Raw genomic sequence first — 22,761 nt, 5'->3', positions numbered from 1 at the left:
ACCTCGCAGTGAAATGGGCAGTCACCCGAAAGCTGGCAACAGACGCCCCCTGCCTGCCGACGGATCTGGTGGGCTGCGGACTTCGCGCAGGGCTCGAAGGTGATGTGGATGTCACTCAGAGTGGCCACGTCGGAGAACCTGAGCCGGAACCCCGTCTCGTGAACGAAACCAGGACCTGACACGGCCGGCGCGCGCTCGGCCCTGGTCTCGCTGCCTGATCCTGCTGCGCCGACTGCTCGGCAGCCTGCGATCGATGAGTTCTGCCGTCTCAAGCTGTCTATGGAAGTGACGCGAAAAGGCCGACTCGGAAGATGGTGGTGTTCATGGATATCGCCCGCGTACTGATGGTTGCCCCTGTGGGAAGGGTCGAGGAGGCGGTGGTCTGGTACGAACGGTTGCTGGGACGCCCGGCGGACACCCGGCCGATGCCGTCACTGGCAGACTGGCATCTCACCGCGAGCGGCTGGCTCCAGGTCTTCGAGGACGCCGAACACGCTGGGTCATCGCTTCTCAATCTGGAGGTGCCTGATCTGGACGAGGCTTTGGCGCAGCTCAAGGAACGCGGTTTGCATACGGGGCCGGTGCAGACAGGCGGAACGCGCACCCGGTTTGCTTCTCTGCACGATCCGGACGGCAACCGGGTCACGCTGCTGGAGAATCCAGTGGCCTGATCCGTCCCCCGAGCGTGAGGCGGCTCCGACCTGTCGGAGTTTGTGACGACTCCCGTGGCCAACGGAATGGAAGCCCTTGCGAGCAGAAGCCAGACGTTGCGAACCCGTCGGTGGCCCTTGGCGTCGAGGGAAAGACCCGGGGCCACCGGGCCGACCGGCTCGTCCGCATCCACAAAGAAACCGTCGGCCGCGCCTACGGCCGCTGGGAGATGATTTCCGAGGTTTCAGCTGCGGCGCCACCGGTCGATGCGCTTCTCCCAGGCCCGATCGTCCGTGGTCTCCAGGAAGCCGCGGTGGTTGATGAGCAGGTACACCTCGTCGGCCGATGCGTCGGTGGTGTGGAGGATGAGGGGCTGGCCGGCGTTCAGCAGGCCGCCGAGGAAGCGGCCGTAGAGGTGGGTGAAGCGGGTTTTCGCCGCGGTGACGTCCGCGCGGGTGAGGGTGAGATCGCCGTTGTCGGACCAGCCGGTGAGGACGAGCAGTTCGGGGTGCAGGATGATCCGGCCGCGGCGCTGGAAGAGAGTCTTTTGGCTTATGCCGGCGGCGATCTTCGCCGCCGCTCGCTTCTCGCTCAACTCGTGGGCGGTGGTGCCGATGTAGTCGGCCTCGGCGATCGGTTCGCCGATTGCGTCCATGGGGATCCTCCGAAGGGGTTGGTCGTACGGTCCACTGGGTGTGCGCGGATCAGGGGCGTCAGGAGTTGTGCGACCAGAAGGCGCAGCGATGTTCGGCCGCCGCGTCCACGCCGGCGAGCGTGTTCCGCGCCAGCCGCCGGGTGTGCGGGAAGGGGGGCCAGTCGTCGCCGGGCGTGCCAGTTCTGGCGAACGTCGTCCACGCGGCGATCATGCGTCGGGAGAGGGCGGACTGCCCGTCGTCGAGGCGCAGGTCGCCCATGCCGAACAAGTAGGGCAGCTCGGCGCTGTGGTAGGCGCCCAGCGGGAAGTCGGGGTGGAGGTCGGGTGCCGGCGGGTGGCGGTCGGCGAACTCGTAGCTGTAGACCGGGACATGCTTGGCCAGCAGCCGGTCGGCGGCCAGGGTGGGGCACACCCAGCTGCGGTCGGTGCCGACTTTGGCCCAGGCCAGCGGGGGCGTGGCGCCGGGCGGGTACGCGCGCGCGATGCGGGCCGCTTGCCGCCTGCCGTAGGTCTCGGTGAGCAGGCGGCGGTAGTCCGCTGCGGACATCGGCCCGTCCAGCGTGAACAGGGCGGCGAACAGCCGGTGTTCGTCACGGGTGTTGCCCTGCAGGACGGGCACACGGTGGAAGTTTCCAGTGGCGAGCGCGCGGGCCGGCGAGAGGGGCAGGACACTCGTCCCGTAGGCGGGCTGGTGGAAGCGCCCGTTGAGGGACAGCACGTCCTTGACGGGCTTGGCACGTAGGCATTTCAGGCTGCGGCAGCCCAGAACACCGCGGCCCTTGGCGGCCAGTTGGTCCTGGCGGGCGAAGTAGGCGGCGGCGGGGTCGCCGGGGGCGAGCGTGTTCTTGGGCCAGTTCTGCAGGCAGGAGCCGCTTTGGATGACCGCGCGGTGGAAAAGCCCTGCGGCCTTGGGCGAGGTGAGCTGGGCGCACACGCTCGCGCCTCCGGAGGACTCGCCCATGAGTGTGACGTTGCCGGGATCACCGCCGAACGCGGCAGCGTTGTCCCGTACCCAGCGCAGCGCCGCCTGCTGGTCCTGCAGGCCGAAGGCCCCGGAGTCAGGCAGGTCCGGATGGGCGAAGAAGCCCAGGGCGCCCAGGCGCGAGTTGACGGTCACGACCGTGACGTCGCCCTGCCGGGCCATCCGGGTGGCGTCGTACTGGTCCCCGGAGCCCGAGCTGAAGGCCCCGCCGTGCAACCACACCACGACCGGTCGCGGGGTCGCGCGGGCCGCGCCATGAGCGGGCGTGGTGACGTTGAGGTACAGGCAGTCCTCCGCGGAGTCCGCCACCTCGGGCTGCGCGCAGGCCGGTCCGGGCTTGGCCGCCGTGCGCGTGCCGGTCCAGGTGGGTGGCGCGGCCGGGGGTTGCCAGCGCAGCGGGCCGACCGGAGGCGCTGCGTAGGGGATGCCCTGATAGGTGGTGACGCCGTCGGTGGAAACCCCCTGCAGCCGGCCCTGGCGCGTACGGGCGATGTCCGGCCGAGCCTTGGGATGCTGACCCTGGGCACGCTGCTCGGGTGGATGCTGCCGGGCCGCCGCCGGCGAGGTCTGCACCGCGTCCGCTGTGCTCGTCACCGCCACGAGGAGGGCCGCGACGAGTGCGGCGCCGGAAGTGGAGCGTCGCTTCGGCATGGTCCAGTCCGTCCTCTCCCCTTGCCGCTGCGGGCGGCCCATCACTCGTTACAATACGTTCGTATTGTGAAAACGACATTAGGGTGATTCGCCCAGGAAGGCAAGCACGAGGAAGAGAGGTGCCGGTCGACGTGCCGAGACAGGTAGACCACAAGGCCCGCCGCGACCGGATCGCCGAGGCGCTGCTGGACATCGTCGCCGACCAGGGACTGGAAGCGATCTCCGTGCGGGCCGTGGCGGCGCAGGCGGGCGTCTCACCCGGGCACATCCAGCACTACTTCGCCAACAAGGACGAACTGCTCGCCTACGCGATCGAGTACCAGGACTGGCTGGTCCAGCAACGGTGGAACGAGCAGGCGTGGCCCGAGGGCGAGCCCAGCCCCAGGGAGGCGCTGCGCTGGGTACTGCTGGAAACGATCCCCAAGGACGATCGGCGCCGACGCGAGTGGCTCGTCGGCGTCGCGTACCTCATCCGCATGCTTGCGAACCCCAAGCTGCGAGCCCTCTACGTCGACGGGCTGCCCCGCCTCTACCGGCTCCTCGCCGACCTCGTGCGCATGGCCCAGGAAGCCGGCGACATCGCTGCGGACCGCGACCCCGATGTGGAAGCGGAACTGCTCTTCGGCCTCGCCGACTCACAGGGGCCACCCGTCGTCCTGGGCCTGCGCACCCCCGAAGAAGCCACCGCTGCCATCGACTACTACCTTGACCATCTGTTCCGGTAACCGCCGACGGCAAGGCATCCGGAAACCATTGCGACCCTGCGCGCCGCACGGGAGCGGCAGTCGCAGAGCCACTCCCGCCTCCTGCGGGGTCGTGGCGGAGGTCGCCCTCCTGCCTTCGACACCCAGGCATACAAAGCACGCAATGCTGTCGAACGGTGCATCGACCGGTTCAAGCAGCGGCGCTCCCCGGCCGAAAGCAGGTCGGCGGCGCGGCGCAGTAACTTGTTCTCCTCTGCGCTCAAACGTGCTGGAAGCGATCCGCCTGGTCCTCGGCCCGTTCACCTCCTACTACGCACGGCGCATGCTCCGCGAGGAAGACATCTGGGGGACACCCCACAGGCCTGGCTGGCGGCGCCGAGGTCAGCGTCTGACGCAGATCTACGCGGAGAGGAAGGCATCAACGAGGTGGTGGCGGGCGATGTCTGTCGGGTGCTCGAGGCAGATCCACCCGCACACGCATGAGCCGGCGAAGCCGAAACATCGCACGGCGGGGGAGTTCCGCGAGGTTCCTCTGCCACGCACTGTGCGGGAAGCATGGGTGCATGCCCGGTCCGGATCGTTCCAGTGGGGTATCAGCCGGGGCCGCCCAGGATGATCTTCCACACTCGGGTCGCCACCTGGAGGTTGAGCCGGTCCTCGACGTCGGCGAGGTCGTTGCCGCTGATGTCGCGGATGCGCTGGAGCCGATAGCGCAGCGTGCTGCGGTGGATCGCGAGGGATTCGGCCGTCTCGTCGTAGTTGCCGCCGCAGTCGAAGTACCGGGACAGGGTGTCCACCATGGTCGCGTGGTGACGGGAGTCGTAGTCGATGAGCTGCCCGAGCCACTCGTCGACGAACGTCTCCAGTTCCCGGTAGTCGTTGCCGGGCCCCAGGATGCGGTAGAGGCCGAGCTCGTCGAAGAACGTCGTGCCGTAGCGCTCGCGGGAGTGGCGGCGTACTTCCAGGGCGCGTTGCGCCTCCTCGTAGCGGTGGGGGATGTCGTCCAGCGAGTCGGACGGGGCGCTCACCCCGATCATTCCGGACCGGGTTCCGGTCTCCCGGGCGAGCGCCTCGTACAGCGCGCGGGCGTGCGGCCTGTCGTCGGCGACCAGGACCACATGGTCGGAACGTCGGGTCAGCAACGAGTGCATGCCCACGGCGGAGGCCGCCCGGCCCACGGTCTGAGCGAAGGAATCGTCCACGGTCCGGTTCGACCACTGCACCACGACGACATAGTGGCTGCGGTGCAGATCGTGTCCGACGGCCTCGGACCTGGCGTAGGCGCTGGCCTCGCCCGTCCCTGCCAGCAGGTCGTCGACCAGCTCGCGGTTCAGCCTCAGCTCCACTTCGGCCACGTTGCGCAGGTGCGCCAGCTCCAGGGCCAGGGACGCGGCGGCGTACTCCAGCGCGAGTACGGTGTGCTCGTCGGCCTCGCACCGGACATCGACCAGGGCCAGTACACCCAGGATCTCGCCGCGCCGGCGGACCAGGGTGATCAGCCGGTCCTTGATCCGCACCGGTCCGACCTCCCGGGCGACGGCGTGCAGCATCTCGTCCTGGCGCACGGGGTCCGGTTCCGGATAGGGGTCGGGGCGGCTGATGCCGGTCCAGGACCTCAACCGACCGAAGCGGTCCTCGACCAAAGCGGGGAGTCCGGTGAGCCCGTGCAGGGCCCGGGTGACGGCCTCCTCGCCGCCGCCCGAGGCGACGACATCGGCCATGAGCGCGTGAACGCCACGCTGGTATCCCAACTCGGCCACGACGGAGATCAGCTGCCGCTGGAGGGCGGTGCGTTCCTCTTTGAGGCGGCGCAGCTCCAGCGCGTCCTCGCGTCGGCGGCGGTGCGCGAAGGCGACGGACAGAGCGGCAGCGGTGTGCCGGACGAGCGTGGCGAGCAGGGACCGCTCGGCCTTGCTGGGCCGGGAGAGGGATGTCACCACGAGGTAGCCGTGGAGTCCCTCGAGTCCGCGCAGTCCCAGGGCCCGGCCCCAGGGCCTGCCGGGTAGGATCACCGGGCCGTCCTGCCCGGCCAGCTCCCGCACCCGGCGGCCCACGGCCGAGGCATGCACCTGCCCGTTCCTCGGGCTGGGGACCAGGTCGCCGCCCACTTTGAGGAATCCGGCCTCGGCGCTGTACGGCCCCACGGCGGCTATGTGGTCCATGGCCAGGCGCAGGATCTCGCCTTCGTCCGGGGTGTCGAACAGGGTGCGGCAGAGCGCCAGGAGTTCGTGGAGGGCATGGTCGGCCGGAGCGGGAGGGGGCGGGCGGGGCTCTTCCCGCGCGGCCATGGGGAGCCGCCCGCCGGTCTGCGGAAAGCCGCCCTCCCGGTCGTGCGCACGGCTGCCGCCCATGGGATCGCTCCTTTCCCCCGATGTCTCCGGGGAGGCGAGTGCTGTTTCGCCTACCCGCCTATGGCCGGTTCATCCGAAATGCCCGCATCAATTCTCTCGTACCCGTGGGGTGACCGGGCCCCCACATGTCCGACCCGTCAGGCGCAGGCGCGGAGGGGCCCGGCTCGCCACCCTGGACTGGAGATTCTCTGTGCGCGCAGGCAGGAAGGGCTGGGTGACGGCCGAGCGGCAGCGCGGGCCGGTCGCCTCGCGCGAGGCGCACCAGGAAGCGCACGCGCCGTTGATCACCCGTCCTCTCCATGGGTCTCCCATGGAGAGGACGGGTGATCACCGGGCGGGACGTCCACTCGGCGAGCAGGTGATCGACCGGATGCGCCACGGCAGGGCCGCCCGTCACGGCGAGCGCTGCGTACCCCGGGGTCCCGGTCGGCCGGCTGTTCCACCTCGTGAACCGGCCCGGCCCGAAGATTCCACTCATACCTGAAAAACCTGATCCGGACAGTCGGCGCAGGCGTGCCGCACCGGGGAGGAGTTCCTCATGGCCAAGGCAGTGGGCATCGACCTGGGCACCACCAACTCGGTGATCGCCGTGTGGGAGGGCGGCGAGCCGTCCGTGGTGCCCAACAACGAGGGCAACCGCACGACACCGTCCGTGGTGGCATTCGTCGACACCGGCGAGCGCCTCGTGGGCCAGCTGGCCCGGCGTCAGGCGATCCTCAACCCCAAGGGCACCATCTACTCGGCCAAGCGGTTCATCGGCCGGCACTTCGACGAGATCTCCGAGGAGGCCAGGGCGGTGGCGTACGACGTCGTCGAGGGCGACGGCGGGGCGGCCCGCTTCAAGGTGCGCGACAAGCTGTACGCGCCTGAGGAGATCAGCGCGCAGGTGCTGCGCAAACTCGCCGACGACGCCTCCAAGCAGCTGGGGGAGCGGGTCACGGAGGCCGTCATCACGGTACCCGCGTACTTCAACGACGCCCAGCGCACGGCCACCAAGGACGCCGGACGGATCGCGGGACTGGAGGTGCTGCGCATCATCAACGAGCCGACCGCGGCAGCCCTCGCCTACGGCATGGACAAGAAGGAGCACGAGACCGTCCTCGTCTTCGACCTGGGCGGCGGCACCTTCGACGTGAGCATTCTCGACGTCGGCGACGGTGTGGTGGAGGTGCGTTCCACCGCCGGTGACAGCCACCTGGGCGGTGACGACTTCGACCGGCGTCTGGTGGACCACCTCGCGGACGGCTTCCAGAAGGACAACGGCATCGACCTGCGCAAAGACCCGCAGGCGCTGCAGCGACTGTTCGAGGCCGCGGAGAAGGCCAAGACCGAGCTCAGTTCGGTGACACAGACACAGGTGAGCCTGCCGTTCATCACCGCCGACGCCTCGGGGCCCAAGCATCTCACCGACTCGATCATGCGGTCCACGTTCGAGCAGATCAGCGGTGACCTGGTGGAACGGTGCCTGGGGCCGGTCCAGCAGGCCATGGCCGACGCCAAGGTCGGTGAGAGCGACATCGACGAGGTCATCCTCGTCGGTGGCTCCACCCGCATCCCCGCCGTCCAGGCCCTGGTGCGTCGGCTGACCGGCGGCAAGGAACCCAACATGAGCGTCAACCCCGACGAGGTCGTGGCCCTGGGCGCCGCGATCCAGGCCGGGGTGCTCAAAGGCGAGGTCAAGGACGTCCTGCTCCTCGATGTCACGCCCCTGTCGCTGGGAGTCGAGACGCGCGGTGGCGTGATGACGAAGATCATCGAGCGGAACACCACCATCCCGGTGCGCCGTACCGAGACCTTCTCCACCGCCGAGGACAACCAGCCGGCCGTCGATGTGGTCGTCCTTCAGGGCGAGCGCGAGCGGGCCGCCGACAACCGGGTGCTCGGCCGGTTCCAGCTCACCGACATCCGGCCGGCGCCGCGAGGGGAAGCGCAGATCGAGGTCACCTTCGACATCGACGCCAACGGCATCCTGAACGTGAAGGCCCGCGACCGGGACACCGGCAAGGAACAGGGCATCACCATCAGCGAGAGCTCCAACCTGGACCGCGGTGAGGTCGAACGCATGGTCCAGGAGGCCGAGCGCAACCAGGGCCAGGACCAGGCGCTCCGCGAGGCCGTCGACGCCCGCAACGAGCTCGACGCCGCCGCGTACCAGGTCGAGAAGCGCCTCGCCGAACTGGGCGACGCGGCGCCCGCGCACGAGAAGGCGCGCGCCGAGATGCTCGTGTCCGACGCCCGGGCGGCGGTCAAGCAAGAGGCGGGCGTGGAGCGCGTGCGGCCCCTCACCTCCGAACTCCAGCAGGTCCTCGCCGGGCTGGCTGCCCATCAGGGCGCGGGCGCAGGCGGTCCCGACCAGGACGGCACCGGGGGCGTGGCGACCGGTGGCGGCCCGAGCGGCGGTGGCGGGGACGACGACGTCATCGACGCCGAGTTCGACAAGGATTGAGGCGCGCCATGCCGAGCCACCCCCAGGAACCCGATACCGCCGCGGCTGATCCGGTCGAGTCGGCGGCGGAAGGCGTGCGCCCTCCGCGCGGGGATCTGCCCCGATCCGCCCCGGCGCCCCGGCCGCAAGCGGCACACGACGAACCGGGACCCGACGCCGCCGGCCCCGCGTCCGCCGAGGACGAGTACACGGCCGCGATCCGGGAACTGGAGGACCGCTGGCGGCGTGCGCTCGCCGACCTCGACAATCTGCGCAAGCGCCACGCCAGGGAACTGGAGCGGGAGCGGACGGCGGAGCGCTCCCGTACGGCCGCCGCCTTCCTGCCCGTCCTGGACAACCTCGAACTCGCCCTGACCCATGCCGGCGCCGATCCGAGTGCGGTAGTACAGGGCGTCCGGGCGGTCCGCGACCAGGCGGTGAACGTCCTCGAACTGCTCGGTTACCCGCGGCACGCGGAGACCGGCATAGCCTTCGACCCGGCCCGGCACGAGGTGGTCGGCGTCGTCCAGGACCCCGACGCCCCGCCGGGCACCGTCGTCGAGGTGCTGCGCCCCGGCTACGGGGACGGCGAACGGCAGCTCAGGCCCGCCGCCGTGACGGTCGCGAAGCGGGAGTGACCGGTCATGGCACGGGACTTCTACGAGGTGCTGGGCGTTTCACGGACCGCGAGCCAGGACGAGATCCAGCAGGCATATCGCAAGCTCGCCCGCAAGTACCACCCGGATGTCAACAAGGATCCGGACGCGGAGGAACGCTTCAAGGATCTCAACGAGGCGTACAGCGCTCTGTCGGACCCGAAGACCCGGGCCCGCTACGACCGCTTCGGCGAGGACTTCCGCAACGTCCCCGAGGACTTCGACGAACGGGTCGCGGCCGGAGCGGGCGGCGGCTTCCGCGCCCGGCGGACCGCGGGCGCGGGCGGCCCCCGCGTCCGGTACAGCACCGGCTTCGGCGACGGCTTCGGCGCGGAAGGCATCGACATCGAGGACTTGTTCGGGTCCATGTTCGGAGCCGGCGCCGCCCCGGGCGGCGTCCCCGGAGCCGACCAGGAGGCCGAGCTGCCGCTCACCGTCGAGGAGGCGTACCGGGGCGGCCGTCGCACCGTCACGCTGGCCGGTCCCACCGGGCAGCCGCGACGGTACGAGGTCGACGTCCCGCCCGGCGTCACCGACGGGCAGCGCATCCGACTGGCGGGCGAGGGCGGCCGGGGCAGCGGGGACGCCGCCGCGGGCGACCTGTACCTGCGGGTGCGGATCCAGCCCCACGCCGGGTTCCGGCTGGACGGCCGCGACGTGTACGTCCAGGTCCCGGTCGCCCCCTGGGAGGCGGCGCTGGGCGCGACCGTGCCGGTGCCCACCCCCGGCGGCGGCACGGCCAAGGTCACGGTGCCCGCGGGCTCGTCCAGCGGCCGGCGGCTGCGGCTGCGGGGTGAGGGCATGCCGAACCCGCGCGGCGCGAACGGCGACCTGTACGCCGAACTCCGCGTCATGGTGCCGCCCACACTGGGCGCCCGGGAGCGCGAACTGTTCGAGGAACTCGCCGCCACCTCCTCGTTCGACCCCAGGAGGACGCGATGAACGACCGACCCGTGGGAGCTGCAGGCATCAGCGGGGCCGGCGTAGGCGACCGTCCGGTACGGACCGGCGCCGACGTCACCGCCTCGACGGCTGTCCGGTACGCGCTCGTGCCCGTCCCGAGGCTCTCCCTGGCTGCCGTGGCCCGTCGTTCGGGCCTCCATCCCGATCTGATCAGCCGGTTCGTCGCTCTGGGCCTGGTCGACGCCGAGCGCGACGCCGCGGGGCGTCTGGTGTTCGGCCCCGCCGCCCCGGCAGCCCTCGCCCGCATCCAACGGCTGCGCTCCGGACTCTGCCTCAACTACGCATCCATCGGCCTGGTGCTCGACCTGCTCGACCGCATCAGCCTGCTAGAGGCCGCTCTGCGCGGCCGCGGCACGAGGAGTGAAACACCCCCATGGACATGAACCGTCTCACCCAGAAGTCCCAGGAAGCCCTGCAGGAGGCCCAGACCGAGGCCGTCCGCATGGGGCAGACCGAGGTCGACGGGGAGCACCTGCTGCTCGCACTTCTGAGTCAGGAGGACGGTCTGATCCCGCGGCTGGTGCGACAGGCCGGCACCGAGCCGGAGGAACTGCGCGCGGCCGTGCGCGAGGAACTCTCCCGCCGTCCGAAGGTCACCGGCCCCGGTGCGGCCCCCGGCCAGGTCTTCGTGACCCAGCGTCTCGGCCGCCTGCTCGACGCCGCCGAACGGGAGGCCAAACGCCTCAAGGACGAGTACGTGTCCGTGGAGCACCTCCTGCTCGCCCTGTCCGAGGAGGGCTCCTCGACCGCCGCCGGGCGGCTGCTCGATCGGGCCGGCATCACCAGGGACTCCTTCCTGGGCGCGCTCACGCAGGTCCGCGGCAACCAGCGCGTCACCTCCGCCAACCCCGAAGTGGCCTACGAGGCGCTGGAGAAGTACGGCCGCGATCTCGTCGCCGAGGCCAGGGCCGGCAGGCTCGACCCGGTCATCGGCCGGGACGCCGAGATCCGAAGGGTGACCCAGATCCTCAGCCGCAAGTCCAAGAACAACCCCGTCCTCATCGGCGACCCCGGTGTCGGCAAGACCGCCGTCGTCGAGGGTCTCGCCCAGCGCATCGTCCGCGGCGACGTGCCCGAAGGACTCCGCGACAAGATCGTGTTCGCCCTCGACATGGGCTCCCTCGTCGCCGGCGCCAAGTACCGCGGCGAGTTCGAGGAACGCCTCAAGGCCGTGCTGTCCGAGGTGAAAGCCGCACAGGGGGGCATCCTGCTCTTCGTCGACGAACTCCACACCGTCGTGGGAGCGGGTGCCGCCGAAGGAGCCATGGACGCGGGCAACATGCTCAAGCCGATGCTCGCGCGCGGCGAACTGCACATGATCGGCGCCACCACCCTCGACGAGTACCGCAAGCACATCGAGAAGGACGCCGCCCTCGAACGCCGCTTCCAGCAGGTCCTGGTCGACGAGCCGGACGTGGAGGACACCATCTCGATCCTGCGCGGACTGCGCGAACGCCTCGAGGTCTTCCACGGCGTGAAGATCCAGGACACCGCGCTGGTCTCCGCCGCCACCCTCAGCCACCGGTACATCACCGACCGGTTCCTGCCCGACAAGGCCATCGACCTCGTCGACGAGGCGTGCGCCCGGCTGCGCACCGAGATCGACTCGATGCCCGCCGAACTCGACGAGATCACCCGCCGCGTCACCCGCCTGGAGATCGAGGAGGCGGCCCTGTCCAAGGAGACCGACCCGGCCAGCAGAGCCCGCCTGGAGGAACTGCGCAGGGAACTGGCCGACCTGCGGGGCGAGGCCGATGCCAAACACGCCCAGTGGGAGGCCGAGCGGCAGGCCATCCGGCGGGTGCAGGAACTACGCCAGGAACTGGAGCAGGTCCGCCTCGAAGCTGAGGAGGCCGAACGGGCCTACGATCTCAACCGCGCCGCCGAACTCCGCTACGGCCGCCTCCAGGACCTGGAGCGCCGGCTCGCCGCGGAGGAGGAGCAACTGGCCACCAAACAGGGGCAGAACCGGCTGCTGCGCGAGGTCGTCACCGAGGAGGAGATCTCGGAGATCGTCGCCGCCTGGACCGGCATTCCCGTCGCCCGCCTCCAGGAGGGCGAACGCGAGAAACTGCTGCGCCTCGACGAGATCCTGCGCGAGCGCGTCATCGGCCAGGACGAGGCCGTCGAACTCGTCGCCGACGCCATCATCCGCGCCCGCTCCGGCATCCGCGATCCACGCCGCCCCATCGGCTCGTTCATCTTCCTCGGCCCCACCGGCGTCGGGAAGACGGAGTTGGCCAAGACTCTCGCCCGGGCCCTGTTCGACTCCGAGGAGAACATGGTGCGCCTCGACATGAGTGAGTACCAGGAGAGGCACACCGTCAGCCGGCTCATGGGCGCACCGCCCGGATACGTCGGCTACGAGGAGGGCGGCCAGCTCACCGAGGCCGTGCGCCGCAAGCCCTACTCGGTCGTGCTGTTCGACGAGATCGAGAAGGCGCACACCGATGTCTTCAACACCCTGCTGCAGATGCTCGACGACGGCCGCATCACCGATGCCCAGGGCCGCACCGTCGACTTCCGCAACACCGTGATCATCATGACGTCGAACATCGGCTCCGAGCACCTCCTCGACGGAGCCACCGCCGAGGGCGAGATCAAGCCGGACGCGCGCGCCCTGGTGATGGGCGAGCTGCGCGGGCACTTCCGCCCGGAGTTCCTCAACCGTGTCGACGACATCGTGCTGTTCAAGCCGCTGGGCGAGCGGCAGATCGAGCGGATCGTGGAGCTGCAGTTCGACGAACTGCGGCAGAGGCTCGCCGAGCGCCGCATCACCGTCGAACTCACCGAAGAGGCACGGAAGTTGATTGCGCACCAGGGTTACGACCCGGTGTACGGCGCACGGCCGTTGCGCCGCTACATCTCCCACGAGGTCGAGACCATGGTCGGGCGCGCCCTGCTGCGCGGTGACGTCCAGGACGGCGCGACGGTCCGCGTCGACGCCGAACACGGAGAACTGGTGGTCACCTACGACCAGCAGGAGGGGACCCGGGACAGGAGGGCGGCGTGAACGCCAGCCGGACGACGACGCTGACCTGCCCGAACTGCGGGCGCGGCAACCGGATTCCCGTGGCCGCCGAGGGACGCCCCATATGCGGCCACTGCAAGCAGCCCCTTCCCTGGATCGTCGACGCGGGTGACGACGACTTCGCCGAGGTCGCCGACAACGCCACCCAGCCGGTCGTCGTCGACCTCTGGGCCACCTGGTGCGGTCCCTGCCGCATGGTCAGCCCCGCCCTCGAACAGGTCGCCCGCGACCTCGCAGGACGGATCAAACTCGTCAAGGTCGACGTCGACGAGAACCCGCGGCTGAGCCGACGGTTCGAGGTGCAGGCGGTGCCGACCCTGCTCGTCCTGGACCGGGGGGAGACGGTCGCCCGGCAGGCCGGCGCGGCGCCCGCGCCCGTCATTCGCTCGTGGGTCGAGCAGGCGACGGCGGGCCGGCAGACCACCGCAGGAGGCTGAGCACGACGGGCCGGTCATCTCGCGGGAGCCTTACGGCGCCGCAGCCCCGGCATCGACCGGTCGCCGCCCTCGCCCTCCGTGGAAGGAGAACTCTCATGGCCACGATTCCCGACCCGCACCTGGCGATGGTGCGCCCGGTGACGCCTCGTACACCTCAAGGGTGCGAGGAGTGCCTCAGGGAGGGCTCCCCATGGGTGCACCTGCGGCTCTGCCTCACCTGCGGGCACGTCGGCTGCTGCGACTCCTCGCCGAACAAGCACGCCCGACGGCATGCGGGCAGCGACGGTCACCCCGTCGTGCGGTCCTTCCAGCCGGGAGAGCACTGGCGCTGGTGCTTCGTCCACGAGGCCCTGGTCTGATGGGCGCGGCCGAGCACGGGCGGGATGCGGTCCGTGAGACACCGGACCGGTACGGGGCGTTCCCGCGCCTGACACCGGAGCAGCTCCAGGAACTGGCCGCGCACGGTGAGCGCCGCAGGACCACCGAGGGCGAGGTGCTGTACCGCGAGGGCGAGCCCTTCCGCGAGTTCCTCGCGATCCTCAGGGGGACGGTCGAGATCCTCCAGGACCACGGCGGCCCCGAGGAGCGCACGGTGGCGGTGCACGGACCCGGCAGGTTCCTGGGCGAACTCGCGCTCCTGGAGGGCGAGGCGGCGTTCGACACCGCCGTGGTGCGCGAGGCGGGCGAGATCCTGGCCGTACCGGTGGAGCGGCAACGCGCCCTGGTGGGCCGCGACCCCCTCCTCGGCGACCTGATCCTCCGTGCCTACCTGGGCCGCAGGTATCTGCTCATCGGCCTCGGCGCCGGTTTCCGGATTCTGGGCTCGTGTTATTCACCGGACACGCTGAGGCTGCGCGAGTTCGCCGCTCGCAACCGGCTGCCCCACCGCTGGCTGGATCTGGAGAAGGACACGGAGGCGGAGGCACTGCTGCGTCGGTTCGCCATCCGTCCCGAGGAGACTCCGGTGGTCATCTGGAAGGGCGAGCGGGTGCTGCGCAATCCGAGCAACGCCGAACTCGCCCGTCTCATCGGGCTGCCCGCCCCCTCGCCGGAAGCCGGGCGATGCGACGTGATGGTGGTGGGCGCGGGTCCCGCCGGACTCGCGGCCGCCGTGTACGGCGCCTCCGACGGCCTTACCACGATCACCGTCGACGCCGTGGCCACCGGAGGCCAGGCCGGTACCTCGTCCCGCATCGAGAACTACCTCGGCTTCCCGTCGGGCATCTCCGGGGGCGAGCTCATCGAACGCGCGGTGCTCCAGGCCCACAAGTTCGGTGCTCACCTCATGGTGCCGGCCCAGGTCAACGGGCTCACCCCGCAGGACGACGAGTACGTCGTCACCTACACAGACGGGTCCCGGACCCGGGCGGACACCGTGGTCCTCGCCTCGGGCGTGTGGTACCGCAGGCTCGAAGTGCCCGGCATCGACCGTCTGGAGGGCATCAGCGTGTACTACGCCGCGACCGTCCACGAGGCCAGTCTCTGCCAGGCGGATCCGGTCGCCGTGGTCGGCGGCGGGAACTCCGCAGGGCAGGCGGCGTTGTTCCTCGCGAACCACGCGTCCAGGGTCCACCTCCTCGTCCGGGGCGGGGACCTCAACGCGGACATGTCGCGCTACCTGGTGGACCAGGTGCAACGGCACCCGAAGATCGAGGTGCTGCTCCACAGCGAGGTCCGGGGCGTCTGCGGGGAGGAGCAGCTGGAGTCGCTGATCGTGGAGGACAACGCGAGCAGTGAGCGCCGGGAGTTGCGGGCCGCGGCGCTGTTCGTGTTCATCGGAGCCCGGCCGCGCACGGACTGGCTCAGGGGTGTGCTGGCCCTGGACGAGAAGGGCTTCGTCCTGACCGGCGCCGACGCCCGGGCGGCGGCCGATGTGACCCGCTGGGACCCGCTCGGGCGGGGCCCGCTGCTGCTGGAGACCACCCTTCCCGGGGTCTTCGCCGTCGGCGACGTCCGGAGCGGCTCGGTCAAACGGGTGGCCTCGGCGGCCGGTGAGGGCGCCATGGCGATCCGCCTCGTGCACGAGCACCGGGACAAGAACGGCAACCTGGTCCGCACCGCGGGTCCCGAGGGGCCTCGGCCGGCGGCGGGCAAGCCCGTGTCCTGGCGTTGACGCTTTCCCCGACCGACTCCGTGGACGGCCCGATCCGCCACACGGCCGTCCTGCCCGTGCGCGCCGTCCAGCGCACCGCCGGGGGCCAGCGTGTCACGCGGCGTCGACGATGCCTCCCGGGACATCCTGTGGGTACATGTGATCGAGGGATCGGCCGATGAGAAGGGTCCAGTCATGCGCATGTCGCCCCAGGGCGTTACGGTCGTAGCTCTCCTGGCGGATCCGGACGCGCCCACGGAGATCGCGCACCGCATGGCCCGGACGCTTTCCGCGCGACTCGCCGACAAGTCGGGCCCGGGACGACGGTTCGACGTCGAGGTGGTCAGTGAGCCCTTCACCGCCGGGACCGAGGACCTGCCCACCCTCATGCGCCGGATCTTGGACCGCGCAGAGGCGGAGAACTGGGACGTCGTCGTGGCCCTCACCGACCTTCCGCTGCACTCGCACGGGCATAAGCTCGTCGTGGATCTGAGCCACGAACACGGCTTGGCGCTGCTGTCTCTTCCTACGCTGGGGGCCCTGCGGCTGCAGACGAGGGCCCGGCGGGCCGTGGAGGAAGCCGTGCTCGGCCTGGCGGGCGCGCCGGCCATCGGCGCCGGAGGACCTCCGCAGGGGCAGCCGCCCCTGGGACGCTTCGTCGGTCGTCTCGCGCCGGTTCACCCGGGCACGGTCGGTGAGGAGGAGACCGCTGATCTTCGGTACGTCCTCAGCGGGCCGCGCGGATACCTGAGGGTGCTGGTCGGCATGGTCCGCGCCAACCGGCCGTGGCGCTTGGTGCCGGGCTTGTCGAAAGCCCTGGCGGCCGCCCTCGCCACGGGAGCGGTCGCCACTGTGAACTCCACCGTGTGGAGCCTGGCCGAGGCCCTGAGCGCGCCGCGCCTGGTGATCGCCACGGTCGGATCCGTGGCGCTCATGATCGGCTGGCTGATCGTGGACGCGCAGCTGTGGCATCGATCGGAGGACGTCTCGCGGGAGGCGAGGCAGAGAGCGAGGCTCTACAACGCCTCGACCGTCCTGACCGTGGGCATCGGCGTGATCGTGTGCTACGCGGGTCTGATGATCGTCAACCTGGTCTGGGCGCTGTTCATCCTCAACGACAAAGTATTCGCTTCCATGACACGGACTCCGCTGGACTCGACGGACTACTGGACGCTGTCCTGGTTCGTCGCCTCGGTCGCCACGGTGGGCGGCGCGCTGGGATCAGGTCTGGAGAGCGACGAGGCGATCCGGGCAGCCGCCTACTCCAAGCGCGAACAGGAACGTCGCCACATGCTCCAAGAGGACGAGGACGGCCACGTGGAGACCTGAGCGCCGGACGCCTGGAGGGGGCCGTCCGTACCGGCGGCACCTGGATGCAAGGCCACCGTGCACGGCCGACGACTGACGTCTGGTCAGAGCTCGTATGGGTACAGAGCGATCTTCTCGCGCTCGACGAAGAGCTCGACCCACGTGCCGGCAACACCTTCGGGCAGCGGATCAGCAAGGTCCAGCAGAATCTGCGAGCCATCAAAAGCCAGCACGAAGGCACCGTCCTCGGTGAGGTCCAGCCGTCCGCGTAGTACGACGCAGTGCCCCCCGGGACGAACTCCCGGTCCGACACCGACAGCCGGTTTCGCGTTCCGTCCCCAGGTGATCTTCTCTTCGACCGTCCACTCAACGTGGTACTTGCCGGGCTTCGCACTTTGGGCCCCGCACCAGCGGACCGCTGTCCGTCCGAATGGGGTCCGGACCTGGGCCAGCCAGGGACTCCAAGGAAACTTTGCGACCTTCTCCAGTTCGACCAGCATCGTTCGATCATGCAGCATCCGAGATCCTGCCGGAACCGGTGAAGTATCGGAGCCGCCTGGCACAGTTTCGCCGGAGCGTGTGCACTTTGGAGAGGGACCCGTTTCAGGCGATCGCCACGCTGTTCTCTTCCTCCCGCTCTGTCGGAACCTGGTACTCGTCTATTGCCGGGATCGGGCTCTTTGCGGCTAATCGCCTGATGGAGGGGACTGGGTCCGCGTTCCTCGGCGGCCCTGCCGCGGAGGGTGCGATTCCGCAGTTGGCGGTACGTATCGAACATCGAGGCCCGACGGGGGAGTTCAGTATCCGGCCGAAATCACCTCATACCCTTGAGCTGGACGGAACTCGACACGTGAGAGCGGTAGGGGGAGGTATGATTGAGCCGTCAACTGTCGGCGAAGATGCGTCAGTTCCTCGTTCCTGTCACATTTGCGAGAACGGTCACTCCGCACGGCTGTCGGCGCAGCTGATTTCCGCGCATAGCTTTTCATCGCGGGTAATTCGACTCGTTCTCCGCCCCGTTCAGCACACCTCGCCGAAAGCCTCCCGTTCGTGGCCCTCACTGTGCACGAGGACCGGCCTGCCGGTCGACATGCCGCCCTTCCGCCCGGCGGGCTTTTTCGGCGGATCTATGGTCCGCGTGCGGGTGATGCGCTGGCATTTTCCATGTCGACGTACGTGATGCCGCTTCTGGTCCTGACGATCACCAATTCCGCCTCTTTGACGGGTCTCGCGTTCGCGTTGGAATGGACGCCGCGGATCGCGGCGTTCGTCCTGGCCGGGAACGTCGTGGACCGTCGCGGGGCGGCCATCGTGGGTTTCCTCTCGTCCCTCGGCCGGGCCACCGTGGTGGCGGGTTGCGCGATCGCCCTGATGATCCTTCCGCGGGGTACCACGCAGACGTCGGTTCTTCTGGCGCTGGTGGCCTTGACCGGTGTCCTCTCCCAGTTCGGATTCGTCGCCAACGAGGCTGTCGGAGCGGTCGTCATCCGGCGCGGGGAAGCCCGGCCGCACGGGATACAGGCGGTCCTGGTCGGCATCGATCAGACGGCCACGGTCATCGGTCCGCTGCTCGCCGGTTTCCTCCTCCTGGCCGGGCCTGGATGGATGCTCGGATGTCTGAGCGTGGTGTCCTTGTCCGCTGCAGTCCTCGCACTTCAGACCCCGCCGACCCCGCTGCGTGCCGCATCCAGGGAGGGGGCAGGAGGGGCCGGCGGGCTGCGCACGGGCCTGCGCACTCTGGTGAGACTGCCTGCCCTGGGGTGGCTCGTGGGGGGACTGGCGTGCTCGAACCTCGCCCTCGGTCTGCTGCAGTCCGCCAGTCCGGTCATCGCCGTGGAGACCTTCGGCCGCTCGCCCGCCAGCGTCGGCACCATGTGGTCCGCCGCCGCGGTGGCGACCCTGCTGGCGATCACGTGCTGCCGTCTGATGCTGAGCCGGTTCGACCTGTGGGTGGTGGGGGCCGTATCCGCGATACTCGCCTCACTGGCCTGTCTGGGCGTACCGCAGGCGTCGTCCTTCCTCGCCTACACGATCCTGGTCGCCCTCTTCATGGCGGGTGACGGCGGCCTCACGGTCGTCTTGCGTACCGTGCGCTCGATGGTCATCCCGTCGACGGCGCTGGGGGCCACGCTTTCGCTGACCATGCTCATCCTGCTGCTGCCCTTCCCCGCCGCCGGCATCCTCGTCGCGCTCATCCCTGCCGCGCATCTGGGCAGAGCGGTGCTGGGCTGCGCCGTCGTCCAGGCTGTGGCCCTGGCCGTCACCTTCATCAGGCTCCGCCGTGAGCCGGCCCTGCGCATGGTCGCCGAGCGGAGGTGAACGCCGCCGACAGCAGGCGCGTGCGGGGTTTCCGGCGCCGGAGACGCTGGGACCTCCACCGTGCCGGCCGCCGCGCAGGTCTCCGGGAGGGCTGTTCCACGGAGGAGGAGCCCGAGCTCCGGGTTGCTGGGGCGAGACCGGTGTAGGCGGCGAGGTGGCCGGCGGTGGGCAAGGTGCTGCCGCTGCCGACCTCGATCAGGATGCGGGCTCCGGTCCTGACGCCGACTCCCGTCATCGACGTCAGGACCATGGAAAGAGGACGGGTCTCCAGCAGGTCCTCGATCCGTTCCGTAGCGCGCAGGGGCGCGGCGAGTTCGGAGCCTCGCCCCCTGCCTCGGCGTGTCCCTCACCGAGGCAGATACCGGCGCTGTTTGAATCGCCGCATGACAAAGCGTGACGATTGGGCCCTTTTCGGTAATCGTTTCCTGACCGAGCCTGCTCCCTCGGAGACCTTCCCCGAGGAAGGTATGGCCGCGACGGACGCGATGAGGCTGGTGGATGAGGACCTCGCCATGGAGGGCGACCCACAGCGCAACCTCGCCACGTTCGTCACCACTTGGATGGAGCCGGAGGCGCAACGGCTGATCGCGGAGAACCTCCACCGCAATTTCATCGACCACGCGGAGTACCCCATTTCCGCCGAGATCGAGCAGCGCTGCGTGCGCATGCTCGCCGACCTCTTCCACGCACCGGGCACGACGACCGGATGCCGGACCCAGGGCTCGTCCGAGGCGATCATGCTCGGCGCGCTGTCGCTGAAGTGGAAGTGGCGCGAGCGCCGCCAGGCGGCCGGCCTGTCGGTCGACCGGCCCAATCTCATCTTCGGCGGGGACGTCCATGTCGTGTGGGAGAAGTTCTGCCGCTACTTCGACGTCGAACCGCGGATCGTGCCGCTTGCGGAGGGCAAGTACACGATCGGACCGGAGGACGTCGAGCCCCACCTCGACGAGAACACGATCGGCGTGGTCGCCGTCCTCGGCACCACGTTCACCGGCCACAAGGACGACGTCGTCGGGATCGACAAGCTTCTGCGGGACGTCCGCAAGGAGCGGGACCTCGACATCCCGATCCACGTCGACGGCGCCAGCGGCGCATTCGTGTGGCCCTTCCTCTACCCGGACTCGAAATGGGACTTCCGGCTCGAGCAGGTCCGCTCGATCAACGTCTCGGGACACAAGTACGGCCTGGTCTATCCCGGCATCGGCTGGCTGATCTTCCGCGAGGAGTCCGACCTGCCCAAGGACCTCGTGTTCGAGGAGAACTACCTGGGCAAGATCGACTCGACGTTCACGCTGAACTTCTCCACCGGCGCGGCAATGGTGCTCGCGCAGTACTACAACTTCGTCCGGCTCGGCCGTCAGGGCTACACCTACGTCATGAAGATGATGCAGCAGAACGCCCAAGCGCTGGCGGACAACCTGCGGAGCAGCGGCCGCTTCGAAGTGATCGGCAGCGACCTCGAACAGTTGCCGCTGGTCGCTTTCCGCCTCGCCGGCAAGCACGCCTACGACGAGTCCGACATCGCCTGGCAACTCTCGGCCGAGCGCGGCTGGATGGTCCCGGCGTACACGCTCCCGCCCAACGCGGAGAAGGTGAAGATCATGCGTGCCCTGGTCAAGGAGACCCTGAGTCGCGAGCAGATCGATCGCCTGAGCCAGGACATCGCCGACGCGTGCCGCACCTTGGACGACAAGGGTGCGACCCATCGGACCGAGCGGGCCCAGGTCAAGCGCGGCACCGGCTACTGAACTTGATTGGGTGATGTCGGGGCCGTTCGCCTGTCAGGTGCTGGGCAGCTCCAGAAGTTCCGGCCCGTGAGATACGCACCGAGCGGCGGCTTGACCGAACCAGAGAATGGCCGCGCGGGAGCGGACCCTGCTGGAGGCAGTTCACTGTGAGGGCGCGGAGAAGAACCCGGAGATTCGTTGCCGCGTTGCGGGTGAGAGGCGGTCCGTTAAACGCTGGCGCCGGCGGCGGCGGGAGCTGGGTGCTCGCGGCAGGGGGGACGCTCGTCCGGGCGATGGGTGATGCCAGCCTGGCGGGGGCGTGTGAGACTCGGAGTTGGTCGCAGGAGTTGTCACGGCGTTATCGAGTGGCGAGAGGAGGAGGCGGATGGGTGCGGATTCGGCCCCGGAAGTCCGTCCCGTCGCGCAGAGGTCGGTAGTCCTCGCTAGCTTCGAGAACCGTCATGTCGCCGAGCGGATGCTGGCCTCACTCGGGCGGGAGTTCCGGAAGAAGGCCGGCAAGGGTCACGTGGCCGCCGTCGTGATCAGCGGCAACAAGGACGGTTCGCTGAAGGTCACCCAGTCCCGAGTGCTGACGGGTGCGGGCATTGCGGACGCCCTCCTCCGCATCTCTTTGTCGTGGATGGTCGGGTTCATGGGCACGATGTCGATACTGAGAGGCGCCAAAAGGGGCGGTCATGCTGGCCACGTGCACGAGGGACACGTTGGATCGGATGAACAAGCCGCCCACAGGATTCTCGCTCAGGCTGGCCCGTCCGCAGCCATCCTCCTGGTTGGTTGCCAGGATGGGGAAACACGAAAGACAGTCGCCGCGCGAGCGGCCGACCGGGCCATCGCCAGCTGGGACGGCACACGCTCGGAGTTCCTGGCCGACCTCGAGCCGGGCAGCGAGCACGACTGGGTGCGCGCCGCTCTCGGCGAGCCCCCAAGCACGGAAAACTGACATCGACCGCCGAATAGACGAGGCGTGCCCCGTCAGGTCTTGAGCGTCCCGTTCCAGTGAAATGCGGCTACGCGCGGTGGCAGGATGGCGAACATTTTGGCCGGCGCTGTCAAGACGCGCGAACCAGGGCCGGCAGGGGGTGCCCCGACGCCTAAGGGAACGTCTTGGTCCATGGCTGAGGAGAGACGACGATGGCGACCTTGGGTGATCCCACCCCCCGGCAGCGCCGCTCCCTCTTCCTGCGCACGGGGCTGCGCGCGCTGGTGACTGCCGTGCTGCTGGTCGTGTTGTACTACGTCTTGCCGATGAACAGCGTTCTGGATACACACACGGTGCTGCTGCTGGTCCTGTGCCTGGCTGTCTTTGTCGCCGTTCTGGCCTGGCGGATTCGGGGGATCACCCGTTCGCACTACCCTGGCCTGCGGGCGATCGAGACACTCGCCGTGGCGGTGCCGTTGTACATCCTGGCGTTCGCCGCCACGTACTTCCTCACGGAGCAGGCGGACGGTTCCTACTTCACCCAGCCGATGACACGCACCGGCGCTTTGTACTTCAGCGTCACAGTGTTCTCAACTGTCGGCTTTGGCGACATGGCACCCAAAACCGACGCCGCCCGGCTGGTCGTGACCGCACAGATGCTCCTGGACCTCCTCCTGCTCGGTTTCGGAGTCAGAGTCTTTGTCAGCGCGGTAGACCTCGGAAGACAGCGACGTGCACAGGACAAGCCAGATGACTCTGCGCACGCCGGATGACCGGGGCACCGGGGCGGGCCCCCGTGGGGACGCCGCCACCTGGACTGAGTGCAGATCCCGGCCGGTTCACACGACCGACGGACGATCAGTTCCGGT

19 protein-coding genes and 2 pseudogenes are annotated in these 22,761 nt (G+C 69.4%); 16 read left to right on the top strand and 5 right to left on the bottom strand.

What is annotated here, in order from left to right; all coding sequences use genetic code 11:
• Positions 1-323: 323 nt before the first annotated feature.
• Positions 324-671: a VOC family protein gene (locus tag BG482_RS01600; protein WP_069767059.1), complete on the top strand. Its 348-nt coding sequence runs from the start codon at positions 324-326 to the stop codon at positions 669-671.
• Between the two features lie 224 nt (positions 672-895).
• Here the strand turns inward: BG482_RS01600 and BG482_RS01595 are convergent, their stop codons facing one another.
• Together BG482_RS01595 and BG482_RS01590 are read right to left on the bottom strand one after the other, a co-directional pair.
• Complete coding sequence (locus BG482_RS01595; RefSeq protein ID WP_069766953.1) at positions 896-1,306, bottom strand: hypothetical protein; 411 nt, start codon at positions 1,304-1,306, stop codon at positions 896-898.
• A gap of 58 nt (positions 1,307-1,364) precedes the next feature.
• Positions 1,365-2,939 (bottom strand): carboxylesterase/lipase family protein, encoded by a 1,575-nt coding sequence (locus tag BG482_RS01590; protein ID WP_079141496.1) that lies wholly within the window; start codon positions 2,937-2,939, stop codon positions 1,365-1,367.
• A 131-nt stretch (positions 2,940-3,070) separates the two neighbouring features.
• Here BG482_RS01590 and BG482_RS43340 point away from each other — a divergent pair, with 131 nt between their 5' ends.
• Complete coding sequence (locus BG482_RS43340; protein WP_069767057.1) at positions 3,071-3,664, top strand: TetR/AcrR family transcriptional regulator; 594 nt, start codon at positions 3,071-3,073, stop codon at positions 3,662-3,664.
• A 75-nt stretch (positions 3,665-3,739) separates the two neighbouring features.
• Positions 3,740-3,856 (top strand): annotated as a pseudogene (locus BG482_RS42210) (IS5/IS1182 family transposase); the annotation flags it as partial.
• Positions 3,857-4,236: 380 nt separating this feature from the next.
• Here BG482_RS42210 and BG482_RS01580 read toward each other — a convergent pair.
• Positions 4,237-5,931 (bottom strand): CdaR family transcriptional regulator, encoded by a 1,695-nt coding sequence (locus BG482_RS01580; RefSeq protein WP_069767056.1) that lies wholly within the window; start codon positions 5,929-5,931, stop codon positions 4,237-4,239.
• Between the two features lie 601 nt (positions 5,932-6,532).
• Here BG482_RS01580 and dnaK point away from each other — a divergent pair.
• The 9 genes from dnaK to BG482_RS01535 all read left to right on the top strand — a co-directional run bounded on the left by dnaK (position 6,533) and on the right by BG482_RS01535 (position 16,927).
• On the top strand, positions 6,533-8,440 hold the full coding sequence (dnaK, locus tag BG482_RS01575) for a molecular chaperone DnaK (RefSeq protein ID WP_069766952.1): 1,908 nt from the start codon (positions 6,533-6,535) through the stop codon (positions 8,438-8,440).
• Positions 8,441-8,448: 8 nt separating this feature from the next.
• Complete coding sequence (locus tag BG482_RS01570) at positions 8,449-9,057, top strand: nucleotide exchange factor GrpE (RefSeq protein ID WP_069766951.1); 609 nt, start codon at positions 8,449-8,451, stop codon at positions 9,055-9,057.
• A 6-nt stretch (positions 9,058-9,063) separates the two neighbouring features.
• Complete coding sequence (locus BG482_RS01565) at positions 9,064-10,017, top strand: DnaJ C-terminal domain-containing protein (RefSeq protein WP_069766950.1); 954 nt, start codon at positions 9,064-9,066, stop codon at positions 10,015-10,017.
• Positions 10,014-10,421 (top strand): chaperone modulator CbpM, encoded by a 408-nt coding sequence (locus BG482_RS01560; RefSeq protein WP_069766949.1) that lies wholly within the window; start codon positions 10,014-10,016, stop codon positions 10,419-10,421. The genes BG482_RS01565 and BG482_RS01560 overlap by 4 nt, the downstream gene beginning before the upstream one ends.
• The gene (gene clpB, locus BG482_RS01555; protein WP_069766948.1) at positions 10,412-13,051 is read left to right on the top strand and encodes an ATP-dependent chaperone ClpB; all 2,640 of its coding nucleotides are present in this window, start codon (positions 10,412-10,414) and stop codon (positions 13,049-13,051) included. Before BG482_RS01560 ends, clpB begins: the two co-directional genes overlap by 10 nt.
• Complete coding sequence (gene trxA / locus BG482_RS01550; RefSeq protein ID WP_069766947.1) at positions 13,048-13,506, top strand: thioredoxin; 459 nt, start codon at positions 13,048-13,050, stop codon at positions 13,504-13,506. The genes clpB and trxA overlap by 4 nt, the downstream gene beginning before the upstream one ends.
• 95 nt (positions 13,507-13,601) lie before the next feature.
• Positions 13,602-13,865, top strand: coding sequence for a UBP-type zinc finger domain-containing protein (locus BG482_RS01545; protein ID WP_069766946.1), 264 nt, complete (start codon positions 13,602-13,604; stop codon positions 13,863-13,865).
• Positions 13,865-15,619 carry a cyclic nucleotide-binding domain-containing thioredoxin-disulfide reductase gene (locus BG482_RS01540; protein ID WP_069766945.1) on the top strand — a complete coding sequence of 585 codons (1,755 nt, stop codon included), beginning with the start codon at positions 13,865-13,867 and terminating at the stop codon, positions 15,617-15,619. Before BG482_RS01545 ends, BG482_RS01540 begins: the two co-directional genes overlap by 1 nt.
• 174 nt (positions 15,620-15,793) lie before the next feature.
• Positions 15,794-16,927: a hypothetical protein gene (locus BG482_RS01535; protein ID WP_176741280.1), complete on the top strand. Its 1,134-nt coding sequence runs from the start codon at positions 15,794-15,796 to the stop codon at positions 16,925-16,927.
• 83 nt (positions 16,928-17,010) lie between these two features.
• Here BG482_RS01535 and BG482_RS43335 read toward each other — a convergent pair whose 3' ends face one another.
• Positions 17,011-17,406, bottom strand: coding sequence for a hypothetical protein (locus tag BG482_RS43335; protein WP_141746523.1), 396 nt, complete (start codon positions 17,404-17,406; stop codon positions 17,011-17,013).
• A gap of 550 nt (positions 17,407-17,956) precedes the next feature.
• On the opposite strand from BG482_RS43335, the gene BG482_RS01525 reads away from it, so the two are divergent.
• On the top strand, positions 17,957-19,225 hold the full coding sequence (locus tag BG482_RS01525) for an MFS transporter (protein ID WP_069766943.1): 1,269 nt from the start codon (positions 17,957-17,959) through the stop codon (positions 19,223-19,225).
• An 82-nt stretch (positions 19,226-19,307) separates the two neighbouring features.
• On the opposite strand, the pseudogene BG482_RS40315 reads toward BG482_RS01525, so the two are convergent.
• A pseudogene (locus tag BG482_RS40315) lies at positions 19,308-19,523 on the bottom strand (transposase); the annotation flags it as partial.
• An 85-nt stretch (positions 19,524-19,608) separates the two neighbouring features.
• Here BG482_RS40315 and BG482_RS01520 point away from each other — a divergent pair.
• The 3 genes from BG482_RS01520 to BG482_RS01510 all read left to right on the top strand — a co-directional run bounded on the left by BG482_RS01520 (position 19,609) and on the right by BG482_RS01510 (position 22,665).
• A complete protein-coding gene (locus tag BG482_RS01520) occupies positions 19,609-20,973 on the top strand; it encodes a glutamate decarboxylase (RefSeq protein ID WP_069766942.1) in 1,365 nt (454 codons plus the stop codon).
• Between the two features lie 364 nt (positions 20,974-21,337).
• Positions 21,338-21,913, top strand: coding sequence for a hypothetical protein (locus BG482_RS01515; RefSeq protein WP_069766941.1), 576 nt, complete (start codon positions 21,338-21,340; stop codon positions 21,911-21,913).
• Positions 21,914-22,104: 191 nt separating this feature from the next.
• Complete coding sequence (locus tag BG482_RS01510) at positions 22,105-22,665, top strand: potassium channel family protein (protein ID WP_069766940.1); 561 nt, start codon at positions 22,105-22,107, stop codon at positions 22,663-22,665.
• Positions 22,666-22,761: the final 96 nt, after the last annotated feature.

Source organism: Streptomyces sp. LUP30 (assembly GCF_001746365.1).
In the GTDB taxonomy this organism is placed as follows: domain Bacteria; phylum Actinomycetota; class Actinomycetes; order Streptomycetales; family Streptomycetaceae; genus Streptomyces.
This window is presented reverse-complemented; position numbering and strand designations above follow the sequence as displayed.

What these genes read in the sequence shown, in the direction of transcription:
- BG482_RS01540 (WP_069766945.1), top strand. Translation starts at nt 13,865, where the DNA reads ATGGGCGCGGCCGAGCACGGGCGGGATGCGGTCCGTGAGACACCGGAC.
- dnaK (WP_069766952.1), top strand. Translation starts at nt 6,533, where the DNA reads ATGGCCAAGGCAGTGGGCATCGACCTGGGCACCACCAACTCGGTGATC.
- clpB (WP_069766948.1), top strand. Translation starts at nt 10,412, where the DNA reads ATGGACATGAACCGTCTCACCCAGAAGTCCCAGGAAGCCCTGCAGGAG.
- BG482_RS01580 (WP_069767056.1), bottom strand. Translation starts at nt 5,931, where the DNA reads ATGGCCGCGCGGGAAGAGCCCCGCCCGCCCCCTCCCGCTCCGGCCGAC.
- BG482_RS01560 (WP_069766949.1), top strand. Translation starts at nt 10,014, where the DNA reads ATGAACGACCGACCCGTGGGAGCTGCAGGCATCAGCGGGGCCGGCGTA.
- BG482_RS01535 (WP_176741280.1), top strand. Translation starts at nt 15,794, where the DNA reads ATGCGCATGTCGCCCCAGGGCGTTACGGTCGTAGCTCTCCTGGCGGAT.
- BG482_RS01520 (WP_069766942.1), top strand. Translation starts at nt 19,609, where the DNA reads ATGACAAAGCGTGACGATTGGGCCCTTTTCGGTAATCGTTTCCTGACC.
- BG482_RS01570 (WP_069766951.1), top strand. Translation starts at nt 8,449, where the DNA reads ATGCCGAGCCACCCCCAGGAACCCGATACCGCCGCGGCTGATCCGGTC.
- BG482_RS01565 (WP_069766950.1), top strand. Translation starts at nt 9,064, where the DNA reads ATGGCACGGGACTTCTACGAGGTGCTGGGCGTTTCACGGACCGCGAGC.
- BG482_RS01595 (WP_069766953.1), bottom strand. Translation starts at nt 1,306, where the DNA reads ATGGACGCAATCGGCGAACCGATCGCCGAGGCCGACTACATCGGCACC.
- BG482_RS43335 (WP_141746523.1), bottom strand. Translation starts at nt 17,406, where the DNA reads ATGCTGGTCGAACTGGAGAAGGTCGCAAAGTTTCCTTGGAGTCCCTGG.
- BG482_RS01590 (WP_079141496.1), bottom strand. Translation starts at nt 2,939, where the DNA reads ATGCCGAAGCGACGCTCCACTTCCGGCGCCGCACTCGTCGCGGCCCTC.
- BG482_RS01515 (WP_069766941.1), top strand. Translation starts at nt 21,338, where the DNA reads ATGGGTGCGGATTCGGCCCCGGAAGTCCGTCCCGTCGCGCAGAGGTCG.
- BG482_RS01600 (WP_069767059.1), top strand. Translation starts at nt 324, where the DNA reads ATGGATATCGCCCGCGTACTGATGGTTGCCCCTGTGGGAAGGGTCGAG.
- BG482_RS01510 (WP_069766940.1), top strand. Translation starts at nt 22,105, where the DNA reads ATGGCGACCTTGGGTGATCCCACCCCCCGGCAGCGCCGCTCCCTCTTC.
- BG482_RS01545 (WP_069766946.1), top strand. Translation starts at nt 13,602, where the DNA reads ATGGCCACGATTCCCGACCCGCACCTGGCGATGGTGCGCCCGGTGACG.